Origin of the sequence: Hyphomonas sp. KY3, assembly GCF_017309975.1 — a bacterium.
GTDB lineage: Bacteria > Pseudomonadota > Alphaproteobacteria > Caulobacterales > Hyphomonadaceae > Hyphomonas.
Window position 1 is genome coordinate 1,633,750 of the sequence record NZ_CP022271.1, and the last position, 23,797, is coordinate 1,657,546.

Sequence of the window (23,797 nt, forward strand, 5' to 3'; positions counted from 1 at the left end):
ACCCAAACAGCCGGCCATGCAAGGCCTAGCGATAGATAATCGTCGCTTCGCGGCGCATGTCGCGCAGCTCTCGCTCCGAAATCATGCTGAGTTCCTGATCTTTCAGGCGGCTCTTGAGGTCATCGCGCGATGGCAGGGCTTCGGCACCATCCTCACGGCGGCAGACGTACATGACTGCAAGGCCGCTACCGGCGGCAAAGATTTCTGTGGGCTGGCCAACGTCTGCCGCAAGCACGAGGTCCTTGCCCTCAGTGCCTAGCTCGTCGACGTTTATGTCTGTCAGGTCAGCATGCCGCAAGTTCGATTTCGAATTGGAAACGCTTTGAACATCATCACAGCTGGAGATGGCTTCCATGGCTTCTGTGAGGACGGCTTCATCGCCATCTGTCACTTGCAGGCGAATAAGGTCGACCTTGGTTGTCAGTTTGGCTGGCTCACGTTTGCTGGCAATATTCAGAATGTAAATTCCATTCTCGACTGCGAGCGGACCGACGATGCCGGGTCCAGCTGAGTCTTCGACGGCTTGTGCGAGCACAGGGTCAAGGTCACCTATTGTGATCCAACCCATATCTCCCCCTGTGGCCGAAGTTGGCGCAGAAGAGATACGCTGTGCCGCAATGCGAAAATCGGCGCCTTGATTCAACTGCTCGATAATCGAACTGGAGGCTTGCAGGGCTTGATCCTTGGTTTCCGGATCCGGTGCGTAGAGGAAGATTTCGGAAACACGGTACTGGGTCTGCTGCAGGGAGCTGCGCACGCGGTTAAGCTGGTCTTCCACCTGGTTGTCCGAAATGCGGATACGTGAGCCGTACAATCCGCTCATCACGCGGCTCCAGGCGATCTCGGCACGCATCTGCTCTTCAAGACTGGTGGGGTTCACGCCAGCGGCCAGCAATTGTTGCTTCAGCTGATCACCCGTTGCGCCGGACTGGCGCGCCATGTCGTCTACGGCCCCGTTGATCTCTTCCGGCGCAATTTCCATTTCGAATTCGGCGGCTTTCTCCAGCTGGAGGCGCTCATCGATCAGCTGTTCAAGAGCCTGACCTGTGATCTGCTGAATCTGTTCCTGGGACGGCTGCTGACCACCGAGGCTGAGCAGTAGTAGTCGTGCGCGCTGGCGAACATCTGAATAGGAAATAGGTTGGTCATTTACGATGGCGGCGACACCTTCCAGCGCCAGCCGTTCTGGTGCGCTTGCTTCCTGCGCTGCTGCAACAAGGCCAACAGGCATGGCTGCAAGAAGGACAGCTGCGAAAATCTGACGAACCATGAATGGCCTCCATTGAGTGCCCAGCCGGGCCCCGTGGCAATTATACTGCCGGACCATACAAGTCCTGCAATCGCGCGCAACGCATCAGGGCAGTCATCCCTGAATTCTTACGGAAATTTAGGATATGACATCGGGCAATATCGCGCCCTCATACCCCGAATCAATCGAACTCGCTGGAGCCGAAGTCGCCGATGGTCTTGAGCGAGAATCGAATCTGGATGTTTTCTTCCGGTCCCAGCGTACGATCCTGTAATTCCGACCGCATATAGACCAGTTCAAACCGCGAGCACTCGTCTTCGAAGGCGATGCCGTATTCCTGCCGAGCATTCAAATTGGATTGGATATCTCTCAATTGACCGAAGAAGACCGAGTACTGGCTGGTGACCTTGATGTCGCCGCGTAGCAATACGCCTTCGTCTCCACCGCCCACGATTGCGATCCGCTCGTCAACTTTGTAGTACTGCGCAATAGCGCGGAACCGTTTGTAAGATGAAGATAATTTCGCGTCGATCCTATTTAGGCTGAACCCGTCTTCATCCAGGCGAGCTCGTGCATCCACACGTAACAATTCGCCCAGATCTGCCGTCGTAGCGATGATCCAATCCGATGATGTCCCATCAAGATTGCTCACCGGATCAAACGCATTATCTGGTCTGGACCGCCATCGTTTACCGACCGTTGCGCTGAGGCTGGGACCGCTTTTCCAAACCGCGCGAGTAGTGATCCCCGCCGCGAGCTTTCCATCCCCTTCATAGAGATCGAAGGCACCAAAGCCGTTGGCATCGAACAGCGAGGCTTCGTCGGCCTCGTAAAGCAGGCTGTCTTCGTTCGGGATGGCGTCATCATTGACGTTGGAGAGGCCCCACGCCGCCATGACCGCCGGTTCGACCATGATATCAATGACTTTCCCGGGCCGGATCATGGGATAAGCCAGCTTGCCCCCGATATTGCCAACGGCGCGGGAGACGCTTTCCTCACCGGAAACGTCTTCGTCCAAACCGTAATAATCGGCACGAACTTCGGCAAATTGCTCGAATGTGAAGCCGCCCGGCAAGATGTTGAGATCGGTCCAGTCCGCGCCAACGCTGACCCGATGACTGTCTTCCCCCAAATCCCGACTAAGGATGGCACTTGACGCGTTGACGCTGGCAAAGCCCATATTGCCAAGGTCCCAATACTTCTCGCCATAGAACACAGGTAGGGCGGTGGGCAATTCGCCATCGTCGTCGTTCTCGCGCAGTCCCTGGAACTTCAACAGGGCGACGTCAGTGTAATAGTCGTCGCCCTGGCCGATGGCGAACAATTGCGTCAGGAGGCGGCGGGGCTGGCTGGCATAGAGGCCGCGCTGTTCATCTTGCCCGTCCAGATCGTATCGGCGATCATAGAGGTCATCTGTCTGATGCTCGACACCAAAGCCCCATTTCCATTGGTTGTTGATAGCAAACAGACCGCTTCCATAAACGTGTCCGCGTAGTTTTTCTTCTCCGAAAAGTTCGCCGTCACTGTCGAAATTCTGTTCGCTGGTAAAACTCGTATTGATGTTGATCGCGCCAGAATAGAATTTCTTGCGGTAATCTAGTTCCAGCATGGGGTTCACATTTTGAGTGACCATGGGCGAGATCGTCAGCTCGGACGAATCCGAAATGGCCCAGTAATAGGGCTGTTGGTAGAACCAGCCGAGTTTGGACGAGTTACCAGCAGAGGGGATCAAGAGACCCGACCGTCGGTCAGATGACGGATCGGGGTGAGCCAGAAACGGAAAATAAAACACGGGAATGCCGGCGACTTCGATCACGGCATCGCGATACGAGATCATCTGGCTTTCCTGGTCAAGGACAGCCCGGCGGGCGCGAACGGACCAAGTGGGTGTCTTGTCCTCTTCGCAGACCGGGCAAGCGGTATACACCACTTGGTCCAGCGCGTTCACGCCATTTGACTGCCGGATCGCAGAATTGGCGGCGACCGTTGCGCCCTGATCCAGCCGCGCTGAAAAGCCGATTGCATAGCCGTCTTCCAGGTTGGAATTGACCTCGATTTCGTCTGCAAATTGCTGGCTGCCGGTTTCATCGATGATAATGACATTGCCACTGGCCCGGACTTTCTCGGTCGTGCGGTCGTAGACGATCTTGTCAGCGCGCAGGATGCGGCCCTGATACAGCGCCTCAACATTGCCCTCGGCAACAAGTTTGTTCTCATCTCGAACTTCGTAAACATAGTCGGCTTCGAGAACGACCCGCTCATCCTGCTCGGCTGGTTGCGGAGCGCCCGTGTTTTCCTGGGCGATGGCGTACCAAGGAAGAGAAGCTGCCAGTCCAAGTGCAGCTGCAACATGATGCCATTTTGCCAAAACGCGTACCCTTACAGCTGTTTTCGGGCGTCGAACCGAACGCGCGCCGCGTTCCGCCTACACTCATTTCCTTTTGGAGGCTTAGAGAGGAAGGCGGGAATCGTCCAGCCATGAGACCATTCCGGCTGATTTTTCATGTTTCTGCCGATGCACTGACAGCACAGCTCGGTTCAAACCGCGCGGGATGCCAGACCACCGGGAAGGGTGATTGCCTCACCAGCAATCTCCAGTTCCATCAAGGCTGCGGCGCATTGTGCCGGTGTAGCCCCGGCTGCTCTTGCGATTTCATCGAGGGGCATGGGATGGGGCGACAAGGCTTGCTGGATTCGCTCAATCAAGTCGGTTGGCAAATCATGCTCTGGCGATCCTTCGAACAACTCTCTGGGCGCGGACACGCCTGAAAAGGAAAGACTTTCCAAAACTTCCAGAACGTCGTCGGCATGACGCACGAGCGTCGCGCCTTGCCGGATCAAATGGTTTGTCCCGGCTGATCTGGGATCTAACGGTGAGCCGGGCACCGCCATGACATCACGGCCTTGCTCTGCCCCCATTCGAGCCGAAATCAGGGAGCCAGACCTTTCGGCGGCCTCCACAACGACCACCCCTCGCGACAAGCCGGTGATGATGCGGTTGCGTCGCGGAAAATCCTTTGCTGTGGCGCGATATCCGAACGGACTTTCAGATACGATGAGTCCTTGCGCCGCGATTTCGGCATAGAGTCGGTCATGCTGGGGCGGGTAGACATGGTCCACCGCACCGCCCAGCACAGCAATGGTGCCAGTGCCCAGGCTGGCGGCATGTGCCTCGCCATCTATGCCCAAGGCGAGACCGGAAACCGTAGCATACCCGGCGCCGCCAAGCGCGGAAGCCATATCGCGGGCGAGCTTTCGTCCGGCGGCGGATGCATTCCGCGCGCCGACGATGGCCACTGTGGGGTTGGCGGCCAGATCGAGTTTGCCGAGCGCTGTCAGGACGGGCGGCGGGGGATCGAGTGCCTTAAGCAAGGGCGGATAAGCGGGTTCGCAGCTTGCGATTATGTGTGCGCCATACTTCCGGGTCCGGTCCAGCTCATGCTTGATATCGGAGACATCCGGGGGGACGAGTTCACGGCCTCTGCGGCTCTTCCGGGTCAACTCCGGTAGACCGTCCAACGCTGCGCCCGCTGATTTGAACTTGCGTATCAGCTGGAAGAAAGTGACCGGGCCGATATTCGGGGTGCGCGCGAGCCTCACCCAATCCAGGCGTTCTGCATCATTGAGCGCGCGCGCCGGACTCATGTGGTCGGGTCTACCGTTTTCTTGGAGCCGAACTTGGGCTCCTCACCCTTCAATAGGCGGCTTAGATTGGCGCGGTGAGTCCAGAACACGAAGAGCGACAACAGCGCGAGCCCGCCAATGATGAACATGTTCCGTTCGCCCAGCAGCCATGCGCCGGGCGGCACCAATGTCGCAGCGGTCAACGCGGCGAGAGAAGAAATGCGGGTAGTTGCAAACAGGCCGAGCCAAACCGGTGCGGCGATATAGAAACCGGGCAGGGACACGAATGGCAGCAGTCCCGCATAGGTCGCGACCCCCTTACCACCCTTGAATCCGAGCCATATGGGGTAGCAATGGCCGACAAAGGCGAATGCGCCGGCCACGAAGCCGACTTCCCTGCTGGCAAGCATTCCAAATGCTAGCGCCAGTAGGCCTGCCTTCAGACTATCGAGAAGCAGCGTCGCAAGCGCGAGGTCTTTGCGGCCAGTACGCAACACGTTTGTTGCTCCGATATTGCCGGAGCCAATGGATCGGATATCGCCAAGACCTGCAGCGCGGGTGATGAGCAAGCCAAACGGGATCGAACCGGCGAGATAGCCGCAAAGTGCGGCCAAGGGGAATGCCAGCTCAGCTGTCATGTCGATCTCCTCAATTCCCAATTGAAAATTCTACGAATTGAACCGGCGGTGGGCAAGGCCAGTCTGGGCTATCGCGCAAAAACCTGCACTCCACCCACAAATGTCCGCAGCACACGGCCTTGCAGGCGCCGCCCATCAAAAGGCGAATTGGTTGATCTGGAAAGAAGGTGTTCACGTTCACAGAGCCAGGGCTTGTTTGGATCAAACAGAATGACATCTGCAGGCGCCCCTTCAGCCAGTCGTCCTTCAGGCAACCCGATCATGTCCGCCGGCTTGGAGGTAATCGGCGCGAGCGCTTCAAGCAGGGTGAGCGGGCCATCATGAACAAGGCTGAGTAGTGCCGAAAGCGTGGTCTCGAGGCCTGCCGCGCCAAAGCTCGCCTCACCAAATGGCAGGCGCTTTTCTTCCGGGGGTTGCGGGTCGTGTGCGGACACCACGGAATCGATCTCGCCCGCCTTCAACGCAGCTATCATGGCCTGGCGTGTGTCCTCGTCCCTGAAGGGCGGATTGACCTTGCAATAAGTCAGGTAGTCGCCAACGTCGATCTCGTTGAAGAAAAGCGAATGTGCGGCGATGGTCGTGAAGACGTTGGCGCCCCGGGCGCGGGAATCTGAGACCAGTTCCAGTGTGCGGGGGGTGGATACTTGATCGAGGATCAGGGTGCAGCCAGTTGCTTCCGCAAGCATCAGGTCGCGCGCCGCGCCGATCCACTCAGCTTCTTTTGGAATTCCGGCGAGACCCTTGCGGGCGGCGAAGGCCCCGGCATTCATCACGCCAGAGCCCTTCAACGCGTTATCATCCGGGCGAGACATGACGATGGCACCGCGACTGGCCGCATAAGTCATCGCGCGTTTGAGTATGGAGGGATTTGAGATGGGCGCATCACCATTGGTGAACAGGACCGCGCCAGCATCCGCCATCATGCCTATCTCGGCCATGGCGTGACCTTCCAAGCCTACGGTGAGTGCGCCGGCGGCGTATATGCGGGCTTTCGCGCTGACTTTGGCACGATCTGAAATATAACGGACCAGTGCGACGTCATCCACGACTGGCTTGGTGTCCGGCATGACGACGAGACTGGTCACACCGCCCGCAACGGCGGCTCGAGATGCTGTTGCGAGCGTCTCCTTTTGCTCGTCGCCTGGCTCACCCGTTTTCACACGCAGATCAATTAGGCCCGGTGCGAGACAAAGTCCGCCTGCGTCGATGACTTCATTTGCATTGCCAACGGCGCCCGTAGCGCCTGGCGAAATTGCGGTAATGAAACCATCCTCGATCAGGATGCCGCCGATTTCATCCAGTCCGGATGCCGGATCCAGTAGGCGCGCGTTGAAGATGGACAGGCTCATGGGCGGCCTCCTGCCAGCAAATGGAGCACGGCCTCTCGCACAGCGACGCCCATTTCCACCTGTTCTGTAATCACCGAGCGCTCACCATCAGCAATGGCACTTTCGATCTCGATGCCGCGATTCATCGGGCCGGGATGCATGACAATCGCGTCGTCCTTTGCAAGCGCAAGCCGTTCCTGTGTCAGGCCGAAATAGCGGAAGTATTCGCGGCGGCTTGGCAAATACGCGCCATCCATGCGCTCGAGTTGGAGGCGCAGCATCATCACGACGTCTGCGCCTTGAAGGGCTCTGTCGAAGTCGGATGTGGCTGAGGCGGCACCCCAGGTTTCCGTGCCCGATGGCATGAGTGTTCGCGGTGCGCACAGGTGTACTTCGGCGCCCAGCAGGTGCAGCGCCATCGTCGTAGAGCGCGCGACGCGCGAATGGACAATGTCGCCGCAGATGACGACTTTGAGCCCTTCGATCCGGTCCTTGTTGCGGCGGATGGTCAGCGTGTCGAGCAGGCCCTGAGTCGGGTGTTCATGCGTGCCGTCCCCGGCATTGATCACGGCGCAATCGACCTTGCGGGAGAGCAGCTTTGCGCCGCCCGAGGCCGAGTGCCTGACCACCAACACGTCCGGTTTCATGGCGTTCAGGGTCATTGCTGTGTCGATCAGTGTCTCACCCTTCTTCACGGAAGACTGTGCTACTGGCATCGATACGACGTCGGCGCCCAATCGGCGGGCGGCAATCTCGAAACTGCTCATCGTCCGAGTGGAATTTTCAAAGAACAGGTTCACGACTGTCTTTCCAGACAAGACCGGATCTGCCCGCTGGCCCGTCCGTGTCGCTTCGGCATAGTCGTTTGCCAGATCGAGAATATGAGTGAGATCGAGCGGGTGAAGGCCATCAATGCCCAGCAAATGCTCGTGGTCGAAGGAGTAGTGATATGCCGCCTTGCTCATGGAGGCCCTTTCGATTTTTGGCGGTTTAGGCGCGTTTCGGAGTTGGGGCAAGAGGTTCAGAGCGTGAGAAGCAGATACAGCGTGGGGATCGTGACCATGGCGAGCACTGTTTCAACGGCGATCAGATTGGCCGAGAGTGCCGCATCGCCCCCCAGTTCCTTGGCGAGGATATATGAGCTGGTCGCTGTCGGGGTCGCGGCGCAGATCAGTGCGATGACAAGCGGTGTACCGGTTACGCCGAGCAGGAGGCAGAAGCCTACCGCGAAGGCTGGCAGGCCCAGCAGCCTGACGAGCGACCATGTAAGTGTGCGGGAGCCGGCGCGCTTCAGGGCGGACAGATCGACGCCCGCGCCAGCAGAGAGCAGGCCGAGGGCAAGGGCCGCGTCACCCAGGATGCGGAGGCTGTCATCGAGCAGACGGGGCAGCGTGACGCTAGCGCCCGCCAGTGCCAATCCTCCAATGCACGCGATGACGATCGGATTCTTGAACAATGCCATAAACGGATTGGGTTTTGGTCCGTGCGGAGTATCCGCGTGTGCGATCAGCGCGTAGACTGATAGAATGTTGGCGGTGGGAATCATCACGGCGGCGGCGATGGTGACAAGCGCGAGGCCCTCTTCACCGAACAGGAGGCTGCCGATGGACAGGCCGATCATCGTATTCCAGCGAACATTGGATTGGATGACAGAGCCGACGGCCGGGCCAGGCATATTGGGCAGGAAGCGGGCGAGCCATCCTATGCCACCGAGGGCGAACTGCGCGAAGATCAGCGCGGCAGCGAGTCCCCAGGGCGCTTCTTCGAATGGTGCATTGGCCAAGGTGCGAAGGATGAGCGCCGGGAAGAGCACCACATAGGAAAGGCGTTCGATGGCGCGCCAGCTATCGGTCGGAATCCAATTGCGGACAGACAGGACATGTCCGAGCGTGACGATCGCGATGACGGGCAGGAGGGCGTAGAGAAACCCTGACATCAGGTTCGAGCCAGTCTTTGAAGGGCGTCATTCAGGATTACCGCAGCAGCTGAGGCATCGATTCGTTCGGCGCGTCGTTTCCTAGAAAGGTCAGCCTCGATCATCGCATTTTCGGCTTCTACTGTTGAGAGCCGTTCATCCTGAAACAGGATTGGCACGTCGCGGCGTTTCATGATGTGCCAGGCCAGCGCGCGGACAGATTGTGCGCGTGGGCCTTCGGACCCGTCCATGTTAAGCGGAAGTCCCATGACAATGCCGACAGCCACTCGATCATCATAGAGGTGGAACAAGCGATCAAGGACAGGAGCCAGCTTCTTGCCGCGTGGAATGGTCTCGACCGGGCTCGCCAGCATCCGCAGGCCGTCCGCCGACGCGATACCGAGCGTCTTCGTCCCGGGATCAATGCCGATCAGGGCGCCGGTTTTCGGGAAATGGTCAGGATCAGTTATGGGCATGAATAGCCCACATAGCGCCTTGATGCCGTGTTGCCTATGGCGTATTCGGGCGGTTCATTTTCACGCGTTGGAGTTCGCTCATGTCTGTTACCAAGGATGATGTCCGCAAGGTTGCCCGCCTGTCGCGCATTGCCGTCAGCGAACAGCATGTCGGGGAACTGGTTGGGGAATTGAATGGCATCCTCAGCTGGATCGACCAGTTGAACGAGGTCGATATTGACGGCGTGGAACCGATGACCTCCGTGGTTGAGACGACGCTGCCCATGCGTGAAGATGTCGTCACAGATGGCGATATCCAGGATCAGGTTCTGGCAAACGCACCGCGCACCGAAGATGGTTTCTTCGTTGTGCCCAAGGCCGTGGAATAAGCCACCCGCCGCAGTGCCATCGTGCCATAAGTGCTGTACAACGCGCTTATGGAACGGCTGACTGTTCTCTACAACAGTGTGTGTCCTGTCTGTCGGGAGGGAATTTGCCATTTCGAACGGCGAACCCGAACAGGTTCAGACCTTGTCGATTATGTAGATGTTTCTCAAACACCTGATCGTTTTCGCGATCGGGGCATTTCCCTTAACGACGTTCGCCTGAAACTGCATGCTGTCTTGCCGGATGGTCGCGCGGTTAAAGGATGGCCAGCGGTCGCTGAGATATGGCAGCGGACGCCCGGCTATGGATGGTTGGCCTGGCTGGGCAATCTGCCTGGGCTGAATCTGGTATCCCGCAGCCTGTATCATGTGACCGCCCACCTTCTGTGGCGCTGGAATCGGATGTCTGGCCGCTGGTAGCGATCAGATAATCTGGTCAGCGAATTCTTCGTAGTCGATCAGGATTTCTGCATCGGCAAGGATGGGGGTGCGGGCACTTAGCGTCACAGTTTGTGCAGCCGGGTCGACGGTAAAATCCGCATTGGCTTCGACACTGTGATTGCACATCGAGATCAGGCCGAATGCGACCGCGGCGCGCATTTTTCCTTGTTCATTTTCATCCACGTAGAAGACGTAATGATGGATCTGGGTGCCGCGAATGGCGGCGGTGTCATCCTGGCTGAGGACCAGGAGGGGATAGGTTGCGATCAGGTCGCCCGCTTCAAAGGAAACGGCCGCGAACAGGCCACGACCGTGAAAGGGAGATTGGCGAACCTCAACGGGTGAGGCGTATCCGGTTTTTTCCATAGGCATGATTACCACATGCCGAAGCCGCCGCCATCAGGATTCAGCGTCTTCCTCGCCAGATTCTTCTTCGGATTCTTCCGCCTTTGCCTCTGGGTCCCATGCATAGATTCCATTCACCAGGCATCTTTGCTTGGAAAAGGGTGTGGTCTCTGCGAAATCAGAAATGGAGTCGGACACGATTAGCGCGTCGTGCTTTCGCAAGCAGCTGCCGGTCGCGTCCATTCCGATCCGCATTGCATCATTCAGCGGCGTACACGCGCCAAACACTTCAATCAGGAAATGGTCGCGCCCGTCACGCACCACAACTGTGTCCCGTGTTGTTTCGCCAAAACCATCAATGGTGGATGCAAAGCAGATGCTGCTCACCTCTTCGCCCAGTCGTGGATCGTCGGCATAGCGTTCGACGCCGCGTGGACGGTCCTCTTGTGTCTCTGAAGTGGCGCAGGCCGCCAGGATAACGGGGGCAGCAAGGCTGAGCATGAGGGTACGCATGATGGGTCTCCGTTGTATTTGGCATTGAAACCGAGCCTGCGCCAGTCTCGCGCAACTGACAAGAAGGCTCACGAAGGCTTGAACTTTTGTGCCAAGCCGTCATAGCAGGCGGGCAGATTTCTTCTCAGGATGTCCGATGACCGAACTGACCAAACTTACCCTCGCCGCAGCGCTTGATGGCTTGAAAGCCAAGGAGTTTTCTTCGCGCGAGATCACCCAGCAATTCGTCGACGCGATGGAAGGCGCGCGGACGCTGAATGCCTATGTGGTCGAAACGCCGGAAAAGGCGCTCGCCATGGCGGACGCGTCCGATGCGAGACTGGCCAAGGGCGAGGGCGGCAAGCTGGAAGGCGCCCCGCTGGGGATCAAGGATCTGTATTGCACCAAGGGTGTGCGCACGACGGCGTGCAGCAACATCCTGGGTGAGTTCACCCCAACCTATGAATCCACCGTCACCCAGAACCTCTGGGATGAAGGCGCAGTCATGCTGGGCAAGCTCAACATGGACGAATTCGCCATGGGTTCCTCCAACGAGACCTCGCGGTTTGGGAATGTCATCAACCCGTGGCGCCGCAAGGGCGACAATCAAGGCCTGACACCCGGCGGCTCGTCAGGTGGGTCGGCAGCATCCGTTGCAGCAGACCTTTGTCTCGCGGCGACAGCTTCCGACACGGGCGGGTCTATCCGCCAGCCAGCCGCCTTCACAGGTACGGTCGGCATCAAGCCAACCTATGGCCGCGCCAGCCGCTATGGCATGGTCGCGTTTGCCTCTTCGCTCGATCAGGCTGGCCCGATCTCCAAGACGGTCGAGGATAGCGCCATCCTGCTGGAAGCCATGTGCAGTCACGACCCCAAGGATTCGACCTCATTGAGCGTCGAAACGCCAGACTGGCGCAGCGATGTGTCCAAGGGCGTAAAGGGCATGCGGATCGGTATTCCGAAAGAATACCGGATGGAGGGCATGTCCGATGAGATCGACAAGCTCTGGGGGCAAGGCATTGCCTGGCTGAAAGCTGCAGGCGCCGAAATCGTCGATATCAGTCTACCGCACACGAAGTATGCGCTGCCAGCCTATTATATCGTTGCGCCTGCTGAGGCATCCTCAAACCTCGCTCGATATGATGGTATGCGTTATGGCGCGCGCGTAGCCGGGGAGAACCTGACCGCGACCTATGAAGACACGCGGGCTGGCGGTTTTGGAGCTGAAGTCCAGCGCCGCCTGATGATTGGCACTTATGTTCTTTCGTCCGGCTATTACGATGCCTATTACCTGCGTGCCCAGAAAGTTCGCACCAAGATCCTCAATGATTTTATTGAGGCGTTCGAGAGCTGTGATGCCGTACTGACGCCGACTTGTCCGAGCCCGGCCTTTGCATTTGGCGAGAAAAGCGGCGATCCGGTCGAGATGTATCTCAATGACGTGTTCACGGTGACGGCCAACCTTGCCGGCCTGCCGGGCATCTCCGTGCCCGCTGGCCTGTCCTCAAGCGGCCTGCCCCTCGGTCTACAGGTAATCGGCAAGGCGCTCGACGAGACGGCCTGTTTCCGCGTCGGCGGCGAACTGGAACGCGCAGCAGGTTTCGTGGCCAAGGCGGAGAAGTGGTGGTAGGTTCGGGGGCATGAACATCACCCGTTTCCTCCTTCTCTTTGCTGTCCTGCTTGTCTTCTGCCTCGCCCTGATGGCGGCGATGATGGCGCAATATGGCTACAGCCTGTTTGCCCCGGAAATGCGGTCCATGCTGCTCGTGGCATTCCTCGTGGCTGGCTACGTCTCGTTTCGAATTTCCCGAATCATCGCACGCAGAAAGCGGCGACTAGAGGACCACCCCCAGCCGGGCGGTGCCGGAAAGTCAAAGCTGTCCGGCCTGTTTGTCGGCAAGAGCGCGGCGCAGACGGCGCGCGAAGCACGGGTTGCCGCACGGCGCAAGAAACTGGTCGAGGAAGGTAAGCTGGAAGACACCCCAGAACCTGAACCAGCGGCCGAAAGCGAAGGTCCTGTCCGTGTTGCCCAATCGGCCCCCATCAAGGACCGCATGGCCGCGCGTGCCGAGCGGGTGCGGCGGGCAAAAGAGTCAGGCAAGCTTGATTAGGCCTCAAGCCTTGGATGGCTTGAGTGCTCCGCCGGACTTGCTGTTTGGCCGAATGACAACCTGGTCAAATTCTACTTCTTCCGGCGCGTTACCGCCGGGACCTGGTTTGTCGTCATCATCCTCATCAGAATCCCGCTGTGTGACCCGCGACAAGTAGATGCCAACCCCGATCAGGCCGCCTACGGGGCCGCATTGCAGTATCATCGCGAAAATCCATAACAGGGGCATGTCGAGGTCCATATCCTGGAGAGATAGCAACATGCCGCCCAGCAGGATGGAGCCCACAGCCACGCCGCCGGCGAATCCCAAGACAAGATGTTTGAGAAAGCCGCGAACCACCGGCTTTTCATCCTCGCCCGAGGCATCCATCATCATCTTGAAAATCATTCCGGCACTCCCTTTTTCCTCCACGAGCGGAATTATTCGCCCATATCCCGAAAATTGGAAGGGTTGGCGCCTATCGAATGGTATTGACGGCTCGACAGTGCGCCGCTCCGGCGGCTAGAACAGCGCCAAATCATACTGCCAGCAGGGAACACTATGTCCGCGCGCACACCATATGTCATCAAGGGCGAAACCGGCGATTGGGAACTGGTCATGGGCCTCGAAGTCCATGCTCAGGTCTCGTCCAATGCGAAGCTGTTTTCTGGCGCGTCCACGGCGTTTGGTGCGGACCCCAACTGCAATGTGTCGCTGGTCGATGCGGCAATGCCCGGCATGCTGCCCGTGATCAACAAGTATTGCGTCGAGCAGGCTATCCGTACCGGCCTCGGCCTGAAGGCGCAGATCAACACCTATTCCCGCTTCGACCGGAAGAATTATTTCTATCCCGACCTGCCGCAGGGCTATCAGATCAGCCAGTTCGCGCACCCGATTGTCGGTGAAGGCGAAATCGAGGTGGATGTCGAGCCCGCGCATGGCGGCGATGCCTATGCTTTCCCGTGCCGCATTGAGCGGCTCCATCTGGAACAGGATGCTGGCAAGTCGATTCACGACATGGACCCGAACTCGACCTATGTGGACCTTAACCGGTCCGGCGTCGCGCTGATGGAAATCGTGTCCATGCCGGACATCCGCACACCTGCCGAAGCGGCCGCCTATGTGAAGAAGCTGCGCGCCATCGTGATCGCGCTCGGCACCTGTGATGGCGACATGGAGAAGGGCAATCTCCGCGCCGACGTGAACGTGTCGGTCTGCCGTCCGGGCCAGTATGAGAAATTCCGTGAAACGGGTGATTTCAGCCATCTCGGCACGCGCTGCGAACTCAAGAACATGAACTCGTTCCGCTTCATCCAGCAGGCCATTGAGTATGAAGCGCGCCGCCAGATCGAGATCCTTGAGGATGGCGGCTCCATCGACCAGGAAACGCGCCTGTTCGATCCAGTGAAGGTCGAGACGCGCTCCATGCGTTCCAAGGAAGACGCGCATGATTACCGCTATTTCCCGGACCCGGATCTGTTGCCGCTGGAAGTCGAGCAGGCCTGGATCGAGGAAATCCGTGCGACCCTGCCGGAACTGCCAGACGAGAAGCGCGCCCGCTTTGAAACCGATTATGGGCTGTCACGCTATGATGCGGGTGTCCTCAGCGCCGACGCCGAAAAAGCCAGCTTCTTCGAGGACGTTGCCAAAGGCCGCGATCCGAAACTTGCGGCGAACTGGGTGACGCAGGAATTGTTCGGCTATCTCAACAAGCAGGACATTGAGCTGGCCGACAGCCCCGTATCTGCCTCCAGCCTCGGCGGCCTGATCGAACTGATCGCCAATGACACGATCAGTGGAAAGATCGCGAAGGACGTCTTTGCCCGGATGATCGAAGGCGAAGGCGAAGCTTCTGACATTGTCGAAAAGCACGGCCTTAAACAGGTAACCGATACCGGCGCGATCGAGAAGATCGTCGACGACATCATGGCTGCCAATCCGGACCAGGTCGCGCAGATCAAGGAAAAGCCCAAGACGATGGGCTGGTTCGTGGGCCAGGTGATGAAGGCTTCCGGTGGCAAGGCCAATCCGAAAGCCGTCAACGATATCCTGAAAGCGAAGCTGGGGCTCTAACCCCTAGAGCTTGGACTTGATGCGATCGGCCAGCACGCCGAGTTTAGCTGTATCTGCCATTTCGCCCGAGCCATGCCGCCCGAGCGCCACATCCTTCCAGCGCGGAATGATGTGAAAGTGCAAATGGTAGACAGTTTGTCCGGCGGGGGCGCCATTGAACTGGGTCACGACCAAGCCATCGGGCGTCAAGGCAGCTTCGACAGCCTGCGCCACTTTCTGCACAGCCTCCATATAGGGGCCGAGCTTGTCGGCCGGCATGTCGAGCAGGTTGCGCGCTTCCACGCCCTTCGGCACGACGAGCGTGTGACCTTCGCTCTGGGGAAACACGTCCATGAAAGCGAGTGCAGCGTCATCCTCATAGACTTTGACGGCGGGCATTTCACCGCGCAGGATCTTGGCGAAGATATTGTCGGGATCATAGGCAGCGTGAAGAGTCATGACGAGGACGAACTTTCTAGTTTGTGTGGGGAGGGATGCCGTAGTTTCAGATATGTGGCTCTCAGGAAGCGCCACAGGACAAATAACGAGAGCCAGTCGAGCATGAACAAGGCGGCCACAGCCCAGGCGCGCCAATATTTTCTCCGTACCGGATCCGGGGCTTCCCCCGTCGCTTCTACGAGACGGTCCTCCGCGGTTTCGACCATTTCCCGGAGATATGCCTTCGCGTCTTCCAGTTGCGATGTCGGAAGCCGGACAGGGATTCCCCCAAGGGCCGGAACCAACAGCCAGTTCACGGTCGCATGATTGTAGTTGTCGATAGAGGCGTCGAACCCTGCATACTGCAACGCTGCACAGACGATGAGGGCCTCTTCGACCCGGCCATAGTTCCTGAGGACGGCAGACTCGCTCATTCGCCCTTCTTAAAGGGTGTTCGTTCGGTGAGATAGCCCATGTCGGATTCTACCGCTTCGCGTTCGCGCTCCAGATAGTCGGCTATGGCGTGGCGAAGGCCGGGATGGGCTATCCAGTGGGTGGAATGGGTGGTGACGGGCGTATAGCCACGGGCCAGCTTGTGTCCGCCCTGTGCACCTGCTTCGACGAAAGCCAGCTTGCGCTCGATGGTGTAGTCGATGGCCTGATAGTAGCAGGTCTCGAAGTGCAGCATTGATCTGTGCTCGGTACACCCCCAGTAGCGGCCATAGAGTGTGTCGGAGCCGATTAGATTCATGGCACCGGCAATCGGCGCTCCGTCTGACATGGCGAAGATAAAGAGGAGATCGTCGGCCATCCGTTCTCGCAAGAGTGAGAAAGTGTCTCGGGTCAGATAGGGCGAGCCCCATTTGCGCGTGCCCGTGTCCATGTAGAATATGTAGAACGCATCGAGATGAGCTTCGGTAATGTCGTCGCCCCGCAGGTGGACAAAGTCCAATCCTTCCTGCGCCTTCGCGCGTTCCTTCCGAAGATTCTTTCGCTTGGACGAGGAGAGGTCGGCAAGGAAATCATCGAACGAGCCATAGTCGCGGTTCTGCCAGTGGAATTGCTGGTCGGTGCGCAACAGCAGGCCCGTCTCCGACAGCATTGTGGCTTCTTCCGGTGAAGCGAAATTGATGTGCAATGAAGATAGCTCGTTCTGCTCGGCCAGTTGGATCGCGCCGGACAGGAGCGCCGTCTGCAGGCGTATTGCATCGGGGCCCGGACGCACAAGCAGGCGACGACCGGTTACCGGCGTGAAGGGCACGGCCCCAAGCAGTTTGGGATAATAGGCTCCGCCTGCGCGCTCATAGGCGTCGGCCCAGGATTGGTCGAAGACGAATTCGCCGCGTGAGTGGGTTTTGCCATAGAGCGGCATCGCAGCCTTGAGTCGGCCAGTTGCGTCGCGGATCAATACATGACGCGGCATCCAGCCCGTATTTGGAGTGGCCGCGCCAGACGTTTCCATCGCGTCCAGGAATTCCCATTTCAGAAAGGGATCGAAGCGCACGCCGGCTGGATTGGCGACCGCGTTCCATTCCTCCGGATCGACCTCCGCCATGGCTGAGGCAAAACTCAATTTCAGCGCGGTGTCATCCATGCTCTGAATCTAGGGCAAGGCGTAGGCCGAGACCAGTCCCGGAGCGAGATGTTCGAAGATGATGGCCGCATTTTCATGAACGGCCAGCCGAACCTCATCCAGCGTCCGTACCGTCCAGCACACAATCGGAAGGTCTTCCGGTACGCGTTTGCGGATGCCATCGACGTCCGCGATGTTGATGGCAATATAGTCAATGCCGTCTGACAATGCGCGTTGAAGAATTGTTTCGAACTCGGATGTGCCAATCTTGTGGGACGGTCCAATGAGCTGACCGCGCATCACGTCCGATGGGAGGGCCCGTACCGCCTCTTCCGAAAAGCTCATCGCCGCTGCGCGTCCTGCATAGTTCTGAAGCAACGCACCGGTTCGGCGGCCGAGATCTGCCGGGTCCGTGCGTCCGTCCAGCTTCATTTCTGTCAGCAGGGGCAGCTTGTGTGGCCAGCTTGCAAGCAGGCGTTCGAAGGTCGGCAAGCCATGGATTCCGGCGATCATTATGTCCTGCAGGTCGTCCGACGCAAGATCCTCTACACGGTCAGGGCGCCCGGCAAGGCGGTCCAGTGTGTCATCATGGAAAACGACAAGGTTTCCATCCAAATCGGGGCGGATATCGAACTCCATGCCGAGCCCGTACTGTGCCGCCGCGTCAAAGGCCGCCATCGTATTCTCAGGTGTTTTGCGTCCGGACCACAGGCCTCTATGTGCGTAGGCGAAGTCCGTGAGCGTGAATGCCTGTGCCATCTAGTCGGCAATCTCGAAGATGCCATCGACTTCCACGGCGACGCCCAGAGGCAGTTCGGGACATGACACAGCCGATCGGGCATGACGGCCGGCCTCGCCGAATACGTCGACCATAAGATCTGAACATCCATTGATGACTTGCGGGATGTCGGTGAAGCCGGGCGCGACGTTCACAAAGCCGCCGAGTTTTACCACGCGCTTGATACGGGACAGGTCGCCAATGGCAGCTTTGCACTGGGCGATCAGGTTGATCCCACAGAAGCGGGCGGCCTGCTGACCTGCGGAGAGTTCCATGTTCTCGCCGAGGCATCCCTTGATGAGGCCGTCAGCGGACGCGCTGACCTGACCGGACACGAACAGCATGTTGCCGCTGATGACATAGGGGACATATGTGGCGACCGGTTTCATGGGTTCCGGCAGTTCGATGCCGAGTTCATCAAGACGGGTTTCGGGGGTCGACATGGCGCGCTCCTTGAAAATGGTGTTGCGTTTTCACTAGACCGCCAAGGGGCGGGGCGCAAACGCCGTTCACCGGGGCGCGTTCTTCACCCGCGCTGACCGGCCCGTGATCACGGCTTCGGCGCCGAATTTCTGCCGGGCCAGGTCCGACGCGCGCTCTGCCGCCGCGCGCTTCGCGACGAGAGGGTCGAGCAGGTCGACAGCGTCCGAGCGATGCTCTGACAGGTCGGAAATACCAACTCCGATGAGACGAAAGCGTGTCCGGCCATTGGTTTCCTTGGCCAGCAACACTTTGGCATTCCGAAACAGGGTCTGGGCCAGCTGGGTGGGCTCTGACAGGGACATGCGCCGCGTAAGGGTCCGGAACTCAGCGGTCTTGAGTTTGAGCGTGATGACATTGCCGACAAGGCCCGTGGCCTTGGCACGGTCTGCCGTTTTTACGCAGAGGCGCCAGAGCTGGTCTTCCAACCAGGCCGGGTCTGACATGTCGTCATTGAACGTGGTCTCGGAACTGACCGACTTGCGCTCCTCATCATTCCGGACCGGCCGGTTGTCGATGCCATGCGCCCGATTCTTCAGCCACATTCCGGTCTCGCCATAGCGCCCGATCAACTGCTTCAACTCCGTTCTTTGGAGGTCTTCGATCGTATCGTACCCATCCCGGGTCAGTTTCTGGGCCAGTTTCGGGCCCACGCCATGAATGAATCCAATGGGTCTCGGTGCGAGTAAGGCTTCGGCTTCGTCTGCGCCGATGACAGCAAATCCTCTCGGCTTGTCCAGTTCGCTTGCGGTCTTGGCCAGGAATTTGTTGGTCGACAGGCCAATCGAGACAGTGATCCCGATATCGCGCTCAATCTCTGCGGCAAGCCGGGCGAGGGACACGGCCGGCGGCGCCTTGTGAAGGGTGCCCGTGCCGCTGAGGTCCAGATAGGCCTCATCGACCGAGACGGGCTGAATCATGGGTGTCAGCGCCTGCATCTTTTCGCGCATCTGGTGGGCGGCGAGCCGGTACTTTTCGCCATTCGGCTTGATCACGACGGCGTCCGGGCAGGCCTTGAGCGCCTTGAACATCGGCATGGCCGAGCGGACGCCATAGAGACGGGCGATGTAACAACACGTAGATACGACTCCCCTTTTTCCGCCGCCCACAATGACTGGCCGGTCTTTCAGGGAGGGATCGTCGCGTTTTTCGATGGCTGCAAAGAAGGCGTCGCAATCGAGATGAGCGATGGCCAGCGTTGTGATGTGTTTATTGCGGATTACACGATGCCGCCCGCAGCGAGGGCAGGCGTCGCTGTCGTCGTCTGAAAGGTGAAAACAGTCTCTGCAGAGCGTGTACATGGCCCCGTGTTCATGCCATGTTCCGGTGCCCGCGGCAATCAATGGGACGCAAACACGTAAACCAGTGTTAACGATTTCGGGTGTAGCTGGCAAAAGAGCTCTTAGAATCGTCCCGAATCAGAGGCACCAACTCAATCATGACGAAGTCGCACACCAGGAAAGTTCTGGTTGTTGAGGATAACGAACTCAACATGCGCCTTTTCTGTGACTTGTTGGATGCTTTCGGTTTTGAAACCTTCCAATGTCGCGATGGTGCCAAGGCTGTCGAGATTGCACGCCAGGAACTGCCGGACCTCATCATCATGGATATCCAGCTGCCGGAAGTTTCAGGTCTCGACATCACGCGATGGCTCAAGGACGATGACAAGGTCGCGCACATTCCGGTTCTGGCCGTCACGGCATTTGCCATGCGCGCGGATGAGCAGCGGGTTCGTGAAGCTGGCTGTGAGGGGTACCTTTCCAAGCCCATCCAGATTGCAACCTTCATCAAGGCGGTTGAGGCATTGATGCCCAAGGAGGCAGCGTGACAGCACGCGTCCTCGTCGTAGATGACATCGAAGCGAACCGACGCCTCCTGCAAGCCAAGCTGGAGGCTCAATATTATACGGTCATGCTGGCTGAAAACGGGATCGAGGCGCTCAGCATGGTGGAGCGTAGCGAGCCTGACATTATCCTTCTGGACGTGATGATGCCCGGTATGGACGGGTATGAAGTTTGCCGCCGCCTGAAGGAAAACCCTGCCACTGCGCATATACCCGTCGTTATGGTTACGGCCCTGAATGATGCCGAGGATCGCGTCCGGGGCCTGGACGTCGGGGCGGAAGACTTCCTGACCAAGCCGGTTGATGACTTTGCCTTGATGGCGCGTATGGGGGCCATCACCCGATACAATGCTGTTGCGTCAGAGCTTCGCCAACGTCAGGCCAGCGGCCTGCGAGCGGGCATTGATGGCGACGAAAGTCTCAACGTCAAAGACCAGCCAGCACGCCTCTTCGTGGTGGATGACAATCCCAGATCATCGTCGCGCGTCGCTGAAACCCTGCGGTCTGGTGGTCATACGGCCATTACACTGCTGGAGGCGGGCGGCATGAAAGGGTTGAATGAGCTTGGCGTGGATATTCTCGTCCTGTCCATGCTCAGTGATCGTTATGACGCCCTGAAACTCTGTGCGCACTTCAAGATGAATGAAGCGACACGCGCGATTTCAATTCTGTTGATTTGCGATCCGGATGATCGGCCGAGGGCTGGAAAAGGTCTTGATCTGGGTGCAAGCGATGTCATTTTTGCACCCGTCGACAAGCAGGAATTGCTCGCTCGTGTCCGGACGCAGGCACGGCGAACCCGCTATATCGAGGCATTGAGAGACCGCGTGGATCGTGGTCTTGAATTGTCGGTCATCGATCAGCTCACCGGCCTCTACAATCGTCGATACATGAACAACCAGTTGGAACAATTGATCCAGCGCTCCCAGATGGGCGGACGACCCGTATCGGTGGTTATGGCCGACATCGACCATTTCAAAGCAGTGAACGATACATATGGCCATGATGTCGGAGATGAAGTCCTGCAGGAAGTGGCCAAGCGCCTGAAGGTCAATAGCCGCGTCATGGATGTGGTCTGTCGCCCGGGTGGCGAAGAATTCATGGTCATTATGCCAGATACGCCGGGTGATCTCGCTTGCGCAGCAGCCGAGCGAATTCGACGATCTGTCGCGGCAGAGCCCTTCATAGTGAACAGTGGTGCGCGGGAAATTTCCATTACGCTGAGCGCTGGCGTTTCCACCATTAACGGCGCTCATGATACGATTGCTGATCTGACCAAGCGCGCGGATACGGCGCTCTATCAAGCCAAGTCTGCTGGCCGGAACAGAGTCGAAAGTCTTGCTGCCTGATTGACTTGAGCCGCCGCCCGTCGCAAGGCGCTGCTCATGAATGACCGGTTCTCGGCGTTTCGCCATTCTTCCTATCGCAGATACTTCCTGTCTCGCTTCATGACATCGCTTGCGGCGCAGGTCGTTTCTGTCGCCGTGGCGTGGCAGATGTATGATGTTACCCAGAACGCGGCGCTTCTCGGTTGGATCGGCCTTGTCCAGTTCCTGCCAGCCCTGTTGTTGGTCGTGGTGACAGGTGTCGCATCGGACCGGCTCGGTCGCCGGAATGTCATGGGAGCGTCAGTCAGCGTCGAACTGGTATGCGCCGGGGTGATTTTGGCGCTCGCGCTGACGGGACGATTTGATCCTCTGATCGTTCTCGCGACCCTCACTGTCTTTGGTGTCGCACGCGCATTCTATACGCCTGCTTCGTCGAGTCTTGCGGTCAATTTGGTGCCGCGTGAAGACTTCGCAAATGCTGTGGGCTGGCTTGCATCATCCTGGCAGGCGGCGTCGATCCTCGGACCAGTGGCAGGTGGATTGTTATATGGTGTCGGGGCGGGGTTTGCGTATGGAACGGCTGTCAGCCTGTTTGCCATATCGGCCATCCTGATTTTCTCGATCCCGAAACCTCCCCAGCGTATCGAGCGCGAACCAACGACACTCAACGTGCTGTTGGGCGGGTTCAAATATGTGTTCAATCAGAAAGTTGTGCTGGGCGCGATCTCTCTGGATTTGTTCGCTGTGTTGCTGGGTGGCGCCGTGGCGTTGCTGCCGATCTATGCGCGGGACATATTGGAAATTGGTGAAGAGGGGCTTGGCTTGTTGCGCGCGGCGCCCGGCATTGGCGCACTCATCATGCTGGCGATCATCACGGCGTTTCCGATCAAGGATCATGCCGGCCTGATACTATTCGTGTCGGTCGCGCTCTTCGGGATTTCCACCGTCGTGTTCGGGTATTCGAATGTCGTCTGGCTATCCATCGTCGCGCTGATCTTCGTTGGAGCCTTCGACATGGTGTCGGTCTATATCCGCGAAGTTCTCCTGCAGCTCTGGACACCTGACCAAGTGCGCGGGCGGGTCAATGCCGTGAACTCGATTTTCCTGGGCGCGTCCAATGAACTGGGCGAGGCGCGGGCCGGATTCATGGCCGCCAAATGGGGCGCGGTCTTCACGGTCGTAGCGGGCGGCTATGCGGCCGTCGGCGTGGCTGCGGCTTGGTCAGTCCTGTTCCCCGGTATCCGCAAGACACGAGACCTGCATCATGGCGTGCCGGAAGAATAGGCAACAAAAAACCCGCTCTAGTGGAGCGGGCTTTTCGAACAATGCATGAAAAACAAGGATCTTACTTGATCTTGCCTTCCTTGAATTCGACGTGCTTCTTCGCGACCGGGTCGTACTTACGCTTGACCATTTTTTCGGTCATGTTGCGTGGGTTTTTCTTCGTCACGTAGAAGAAGCCGGTGTCGGCCGTCGAATTGAGGCGGATCTTGATGGTGGCTGGTTTGGCCATGACGAATGCTCGCTTGTGTTAGCGTCTGAAACTGGAAAGCGGCTTAATGGAGATGTGCGCGTCGGAAGTCAAGCGCCATTGCTGCTAGAGGCGGTCGGTCGAATGTCCGCTGCGGGTCCAGCGCAGGAAGGGCGGGCCCCGATTCAGCGACGGCTTGTCCAGTCTTTCCTCGATTTCCCCCAGCATGAACCGGGTGACATTAGGCAAATCGAGCGCCAGTGCGTCTTTCAGGGTGACCCATTGCAGGTCAGACAATTCCGCGCCGTCGACGGGCGGACGCTCATCAATCAGAGCATCTTCGGCGTTCGCCATGAAGAATCGCGCGTCGAATCGCTTCGGTCGATAGGGCGGTGTGATGGCTCGGCCAATGAAAGTCAGCGGGGACAGGTGAGGCGCTGCGTCGAGTTCATGAAAAGGTTTCCAGCCGATTGGGTGCCTGTCTGGCATCTCGGCGTCGCGCGCCACCAAGAGGCCGGTTTCCTCGAATGTTTCGCGTATGGCTGTCAGGGCGAAGGCACGCGGCTTGCGGCGCGTCTGGATGCGCAGGAGACGTTCCTGCTGGGCGTCGAGTTCGCAATAGGAGACGGCCTTGCCATCCTGTGGGTCCACTCGGCCACCGGGGAAGACGTATTTGTCTGGCATGAAGGCATGACGCGCCGAGCGCTTACCCATCAGGACGCGAGGTTCGGCGGCGTCCCGGCGGACCAGTATGAGTGTGGCGGCGTCTTTCGGGCGGGGACTGCGTTTGCGAGTCTCGATGACATCGCCATCATCTTCCTTGTCAAATGCGGAGCCCATCAGCGTATCTGAGTGCGGATTCGAATTCATG

General features: G+C 58.5%; 27 protein-coding genes. 8 read left to right on the forward strand and 19 right to left on the reverse strand.

The genetic code is table 11. The annotated features are described in order from the left end of the window. Positions 1-25 precede the first annotated feature (25 nt). The 8 genes from CFA77_RS08145 to ruvX all read right to left on the reverse strand — a co-directional run bounded on the left by CFA77_RS08145 (position 26) and on the right by ruvX (position 9,230). Complete coding sequence (locus CFA77_RS08145; RefSeq protein ID WP_206993026.1) at positions 26-1,270, reverse strand: peptidylprolyl isomerase; 1,245 nt, start codon at positions 1,268-1,270, stop codon at positions 26-28. 160 nt (positions 1,271-1,430) lie between these two features. Then, the gene (locus tag CFA77_RS08150; protein WP_206993027.1) at positions 1,431-3,617 is read right to left on the reverse strand and encodes an LPS-assembly protein LptD; all 2,187 of its coding nucleotides are present in this window, start codon (positions 3,615-3,617) and stop codon (positions 1,431-1,433) included. A gap of 170 nt (positions 3,618-3,787) precedes the next feature. Next, positions 3,788-4,894 (reverse strand): DNA-processing protein DprA, encoded by a 1,107-nt coding sequence (gene dprA, locus CFA77_RS08155; RefSeq protein ID WP_206993028.1) that lies wholly within the window; start codon positions 4,892-4,894, stop codon positions 3,788-3,790. Next, positions 4,891-5,511, reverse strand: coding sequence for a glycerol-3-phosphate 1-O-acyltransferase PlsY (plsY, locus tag CFA77_RS08160; RefSeq protein WP_206993029.1), 621 nt, complete (start codon positions 5,509-5,511; stop codon positions 4,891-4,893). Before plsY ends, dprA begins: the two co-directional genes overlap by 4 nt. 68 nt (positions 5,512-5,579) lie before the next feature. After that, complete coding sequence (pyrC, locus tag CFA77_RS08165) at positions 5,580-6,860, reverse strand: dihydroorotase (protein WP_206993030.1); 1,281 nt, start codon at positions 6,858-6,860, stop codon at positions 5,580-5,582. Then, positions 6,857-7,804 (reverse strand): aspartate carbamoyltransferase catalytic subunit, encoded by a 948-nt coding sequence (locus CFA77_RS08170; RefSeq protein WP_206993031.1) that lies wholly within the window; start codon positions 7,802-7,804, stop codon positions 6,857-6,859. Before CFA77_RS08170 ends, pyrC begins: the two co-directional genes overlap by 4 nt. Before the next feature lie 56 nt (positions 7,805-7,860). After that, a complete protein-coding gene (locus tag CFA77_RS08175; protein WP_206993032.1) occupies positions 7,861-8,775 on the reverse strand; it encodes an AEC family transporter in 915 nt (304 codons plus the stop codon). Next, positions 8,775-9,230: a Holliday junction resolvase RuvX gene (ruvX, locus tag CFA77_RS08180; RefSeq protein ID WP_206993033.1), complete on the reverse strand. Its 456-nt coding sequence runs from the start codon at positions 9,228-9,230 to the stop codon at positions 8,775-8,777. The genes CFA77_RS08175 and ruvX overlap by 1 nt, the downstream gene beginning before the upstream one ends. Positions 9,231-9,310: 80 nt before the next feature. Here ruvX and gatC point away from each other — a divergent pair, with 80 nt between their 5' ends. Together gatC and CFA77_RS17285 are read left to right on the forward strand one after the other, a co-directional pair. Next, positions 9,311-9,598: an Asp-tRNA(Asn)/Glu-tRNA(Gln) amidotransferase subunit GatC gene (gatC, locus tag CFA77_RS08185; protein WP_206993034.1), complete on the forward strand. Its 288-nt coding sequence runs from the start codon at positions 9,311-9,313 to the stop codon at positions 9,596-9,598. Between the two features lie 48 nt (positions 9,599-9,646). After that, positions 9,647-10,015 carry a thiol-disulfide oxidoreductase DCC family protein gene (locus tag CFA77_RS17285; RefSeq protein WP_206993035.1) on the forward strand — a complete coding sequence of 123 codons (369 nt, stop codon included), beginning with the start codon at positions 9,647-9,649 and terminating at the stop codon, positions 10,013-10,015. 3 nt (positions 10,016-10,018) lie between these two features. Here CFA77_RS17285 and CFA77_RS08195 read toward each other — a convergent pair whose 3' ends face one another. Both CFA77_RS08195 and CFA77_RS08200 read right to left on the reverse strand, forming a co-directional pair. Beyond that, complete coding sequence (locus tag CFA77_RS08195) at positions 10,019-10,408, reverse strand: SET domain-containing protein (RefSeq protein ID WP_206993036.1); 390 nt, start codon at positions 10,406-10,408, stop codon at positions 10,019-10,021. Between the two features lie 27 nt (positions 10,409-10,435). Continuing rightward, positions 10,436-10,894 carry a DUF6491 family protein gene (locus CFA77_RS08200; protein WP_206993037.1) on the reverse strand — a complete coding sequence of 153 codons (459 nt, stop codon included), beginning with the start codon at positions 10,892-10,894 and terminating at the stop codon, positions 10,436-10,438. A 136-nt stretch (positions 10,895-11,030) separates the two neighbouring features. On the opposite strand from CFA77_RS08200, the gene gatA reads away from it, so the two are divergent. Together gatA and CFA77_RS08210 are read left to right on the forward strand one after the other, a co-directional pair. Continuing rightward, positions 11,031-12,503, forward strand: a complete 1,473-nt coding sequence (gene gatA, locus CFA77_RS08205; protein WP_206993038.1) for an Asp-tRNA(Asn)/Glu-tRNA(Gln) amidotransferase subunit GatA — start codon at positions 11,031-11,033, stop codon at positions 12,501-12,503. A 10-nt stretch (positions 12,504-12,513) separates the two neighbouring features. After that, positions 12,514-12,984 (forward strand): hypothetical protein, encoded by a 471-nt coding sequence (locus CFA77_RS08210; protein WP_206993039.1) that lies wholly within the window; start codon positions 12,514-12,516, stop codon positions 12,982-12,984. Between the two features lie 3 nt (positions 12,985-12,987). On the opposite strand, the gene CFA77_RS08215 is transcribed toward CFA77_RS08210, so the two are convergent. Beyond that, a complete protein-coding gene (locus tag CFA77_RS08215) occupies positions 12,988-13,371 on the reverse strand; it encodes a hypothetical protein (protein WP_206993040.1) in 384 nt (127 codons plus the stop codon). A gap of 153 nt (positions 13,372-13,524) precedes the next feature. On the opposite strand from CFA77_RS08215, the gene gatB reads away from it, so the two are divergent. Continuing rightward, on the forward strand, positions 13,525-15,036 hold the full coding sequence (gene gatB / locus CFA77_RS08220; protein ID WP_206993041.1) for an Asp-tRNA(Asn)/Glu-tRNA(Gln) amidotransferase subunit GatB: 1,512 nt from the start codon (positions 13,525-13,527) through the stop codon (positions 15,034-15,036). A gap of 3 nt (positions 15,037-15,039) precedes the next feature. Here gatB and CFA77_RS08225 read toward each other — a convergent pair whose 3' ends face one another. The 6 genes from CFA77_RS08225 to CFA77_RS08250 form a co-directional block, all read right to left on the reverse strand. Further along, on the reverse strand, positions 15,040-15,474 hold the full coding sequence (locus tag CFA77_RS08225; RefSeq protein WP_206993042.1) for an HIT family protein: 435 nt from the start codon (positions 15,472-15,474) through the stop codon (positions 15,040-15,042). Further along, positions 15,471-15,887, reverse strand: coding sequence for a hypothetical protein (locus CFA77_RS08230; RefSeq protein ID WP_206993043.1), 417 nt, complete (start codon positions 15,885-15,887; stop codon positions 15,471-15,473). The genes CFA77_RS08225 and CFA77_RS08230 overlap by 4 nt, the downstream gene beginning before the upstream one ends. Next, entirely contained in the window at positions 15,884-17,047 is a 1,164-nt protein-coding gene (locus tag CFA77_RS08235) for a GNAT family N-acetyltransferase (protein ID WP_206993044.1), read from the reverse strand. The genes CFA77_RS08230 and CFA77_RS08235 overlap by 4 nt, the downstream gene beginning before the upstream one ends. Positions 17,048-17,056: 9 nt before the next feature. Next, positions 17,057-17,785: a glycerophosphodiester phosphodiesterase family protein gene (locus tag CFA77_RS08240; protein WP_206993045.1), complete on the reverse strand. Its 729-nt coding sequence runs from the start codon at positions 17,783-17,785 to the stop codon at positions 17,057-17,059. Continuing rightward, the gene (locus CFA77_RS08245; RefSeq protein ID WP_206993046.1) at positions 17,786-18,247 is read right to left on the reverse strand and encodes a RidA family protein; all 462 of its coding nucleotides are present in this window, start codon (positions 18,245-18,247) and stop codon (positions 17,786-17,788) included. It abuts the gene before it with no gap. A 66-nt stretch (positions 18,248-18,313) separates the two neighbouring features. Further along, positions 18,314-19,585, reverse strand: coding sequence for a DNA polymerase IV (locus tag CFA77_RS08250; protein WP_206993047.1), 1,272 nt, complete (start codon positions 19,583-19,585; stop codon positions 18,314-18,316). Positions 19,586-19,722: 137 nt separating this feature from the next. Here CFA77_RS08250 and CFA77_RS08255 point away from each other — a divergent pair, with 137 nt between their 5' ends. Genes CFA77_RS08255 through CFA77_RS08265 form a run of 3 tightly spaced genes read left to right on the forward strand, consistent with a single transcriptional unit; the run spans position 19,723 to position 22,739 of the window. Continuing rightward, positions 19,723-20,112 carry a response regulator gene (locus tag CFA77_RS08255; RefSeq protein ID WP_034813323.1) on the forward strand — a complete coding sequence of 130 codons (390 nt, stop codon included), beginning with the start codon at positions 19,723-19,725 and terminating at the stop codon, positions 20,110-20,112. After that, entirely contained in the window at positions 20,109-21,476 is a 1,368-nt protein-coding gene (locus tag CFA77_RS08260; protein ID WP_206993048.1) for a PleD family two-component system response regulator, read from the forward strand. Before CFA77_RS08255 ends, CFA77_RS08260 begins: the two co-directional genes overlap by 4 nt. Before the next feature lie 36 nt (positions 21,477-21,512). Further along, a complete protein-coding gene (locus tag CFA77_RS08265) occupies positions 21,513-22,739 on the forward strand; it encodes an MFS transporter (RefSeq protein ID WP_206993049.1) in 1,227 nt (408 codons plus the stop codon). A gap of 61 nt (positions 22,740-22,800) precedes the next feature. Here the strand turns inward: CFA77_RS08265 and rpmG are convergent, their stop codons facing one another. Beyond that, positions 22,801-22,968, reverse strand: a complete 168-nt coding sequence (gene rpmG, locus CFA77_RS08270) for a 50S ribosomal protein L33 (protein WP_034789743.1) — start codon at positions 22,966-22,968, stop codon at positions 22,801-22,803. Between the two features lie 84 nt (positions 22,969-23,052). Beyond that, the gene (locus CFA77_RS08275) at positions 23,053-23,796 is read right to left on the reverse strand and encodes an NUDIX domain-containing protein (protein ID WP_242517523.1); all 744 of its coding nucleotides are present in this window, start codon (positions 23,794-23,796) and stop codon (positions 23,053-23,055) included. Position 23,797: the final 1 nt, after the last annotated feature.

Bases quoted from the DNA above. Each gene is read 5' to 3' on its own strand.
- CFA77_RS08175 (WP_206993032.1), bottom strand. From the start codon at position 8,775: ATGTCAGGGTTTCTCTACGCCCTCCTGCCCGTCATCGCGATCGTCACG.
- plsY (WP_206993029.1), bottom strand. From the start codon at position 5,511: ATGACAGCTGAGCTGGCATTCCCCTTGGCCGCACTTTGCGGCTATCTC.
- CFA77_RS08230 (WP_206993043.1), bottom strand. From the start codon at position 15,887: ATGAGCGAGTCTGCCGTCCTCAGGAACTATGGCCGGGTCGAAGAGGCC.
- CFA77_RS08210 (WP_206993039.1), top strand. From the start codon at position 12,514: ATGAACATCACCCGTTTCCTCCTTCTCTTTGCTGTCCTGCTTGTCTTC.
- CFA77_RS08240 (WP_206993045.1), bottom strand. From the start codon at position 17,785: ATGGCACAGGCATTCACGCTCACGGACTTCGCCTACGCACATAGAGGC.
- CFA77_RS08275 (WP_242517523.1), bottom strand. From the start codon at position 23,796: ATGAATTCGAATCCGCACTCAGATACGCTGATGGGCTCCGCATTTGAC.
- ruvX (WP_206993033.1), bottom strand. From the start codon at position 9,230: ATGCCCATAACTGATCCTGACCATTTCCCGAAAACCGGCGCCCTGATC.
- dprA (WP_206993028.1), bottom strand. From the start codon at position 4,894: ATGAGTCCGGCGCGCGCGCTCAATGATGCAGAACGCCTGGATTGGGTG.
- CFA77_RS08235 (WP_206993044.1), bottom strand. From the start codon at position 17,047: ATGGATGACACCGCGCTGAAATTGAGTTTTGCCTCAGCCATGGCGGAG.
- CFA77_RS08245 (WP_206993046.1), bottom strand. From the start codon at position 18,247: ATGTCGACCCCCGAAACCCGTCTTGATGAACTCGGCATCGAACTGCCG.
- CFA77_RS08200 (WP_206993037.1), bottom strand. From the start codon at position 10,894: ATGCGTACCCTCATGCTCAGCCTTGCTGCCCCCGTTATCCTGGCGGCC.
- CFA77_RS08145 (WP_206993026.1), bottom strand. From the start codon at position 1,270: ATGGTTCGTCAGATTTTCGCAGCTGTCCTTCTTGCAGCCATGCCTGTT.
- CFA77_RS08215 (WP_206993040.1), bottom strand. From the start codon at position 13,371: ATGATTTTCAAGATGATGATGGATGCCTCGGGCGAGGATGAAAAGCCG.
- CFA77_RS08225 (WP_206993042.1), bottom strand. From the start codon at position 15,474: ATGACTCTTCACGCTGCCTATGATCCCGACAATATCTTCGCCAAGATC.
- CFA77_RS08250 (WP_206993047.1), bottom strand. From the start codon at position 19,585: ATGTACACGCTCTGCAGAGACTGTTTTCACCTTTCAGACGACGACAGC.
- gatC (WP_206993034.1), top strand. From the start codon at position 9,311: ATGTCTGTTACCAAGGATGATGTCCGCAAGGTTGCCCGCCTGTCGCGC.
- CFA77_RS17285 (WP_206993035.1), top strand. From the start codon at position 9,647: ATGGAACGGCTGACTGTTCTCTACAACAGTGTGTGTCCTGTCTGTCGG.
- CFA77_RS08265 (WP_206993049.1), top strand. From the start codon at position 21,513: ATGAATGACCGGTTCTCGGCGTTTCGCCATTCTTCCTATCGCAGATAC.
- pyrC (WP_206993030.1), bottom strand. From the start codon at position 6,860: ATGAGCCTGTCCATCTTCAACGCGCGCCTACTGGATCCGGCATCCGGA.
- gatB (WP_206993041.1), top strand. From the start codon at position 13,525: ATGTCCGCGCGCACACCATATGTCATCAAGGGCGAAACCGGCGATTGG.
- CFA77_RS08255 (WP_034813323.1), top strand. From the start codon at position 19,723: ATGACGAAGTCGCACACCAGGAAAGTTCTGGTTGTTGAGGATAACGAA.
- CFA77_RS08170 (WP_206993031.1), bottom strand. From the start codon at position 7,804: ATGAGCAAGGCGGCATATCACTACTCCTTCGACCACGAGCATTTGCTG.
- gatA (WP_206993038.1), top strand. From the start codon at position 11,031: ATGACCGAACTGACCAAACTTACCCTCGCCGCAGCGCTTGATGGCTTG.
- rpmG (WP_034789743.1), bottom strand. From the start codon at position 22,968: ATGGCCAAACCAGCCACCATCAAGATCCGCCTCAATTCGACGGCCGAC.
- CFA77_RS08195 (WP_206993036.1), bottom strand. From the start codon at position 10,408: ATGCCTATGGAAAAAACCGGATACGCCTCACCCGTTGAGGTTCGCCAA.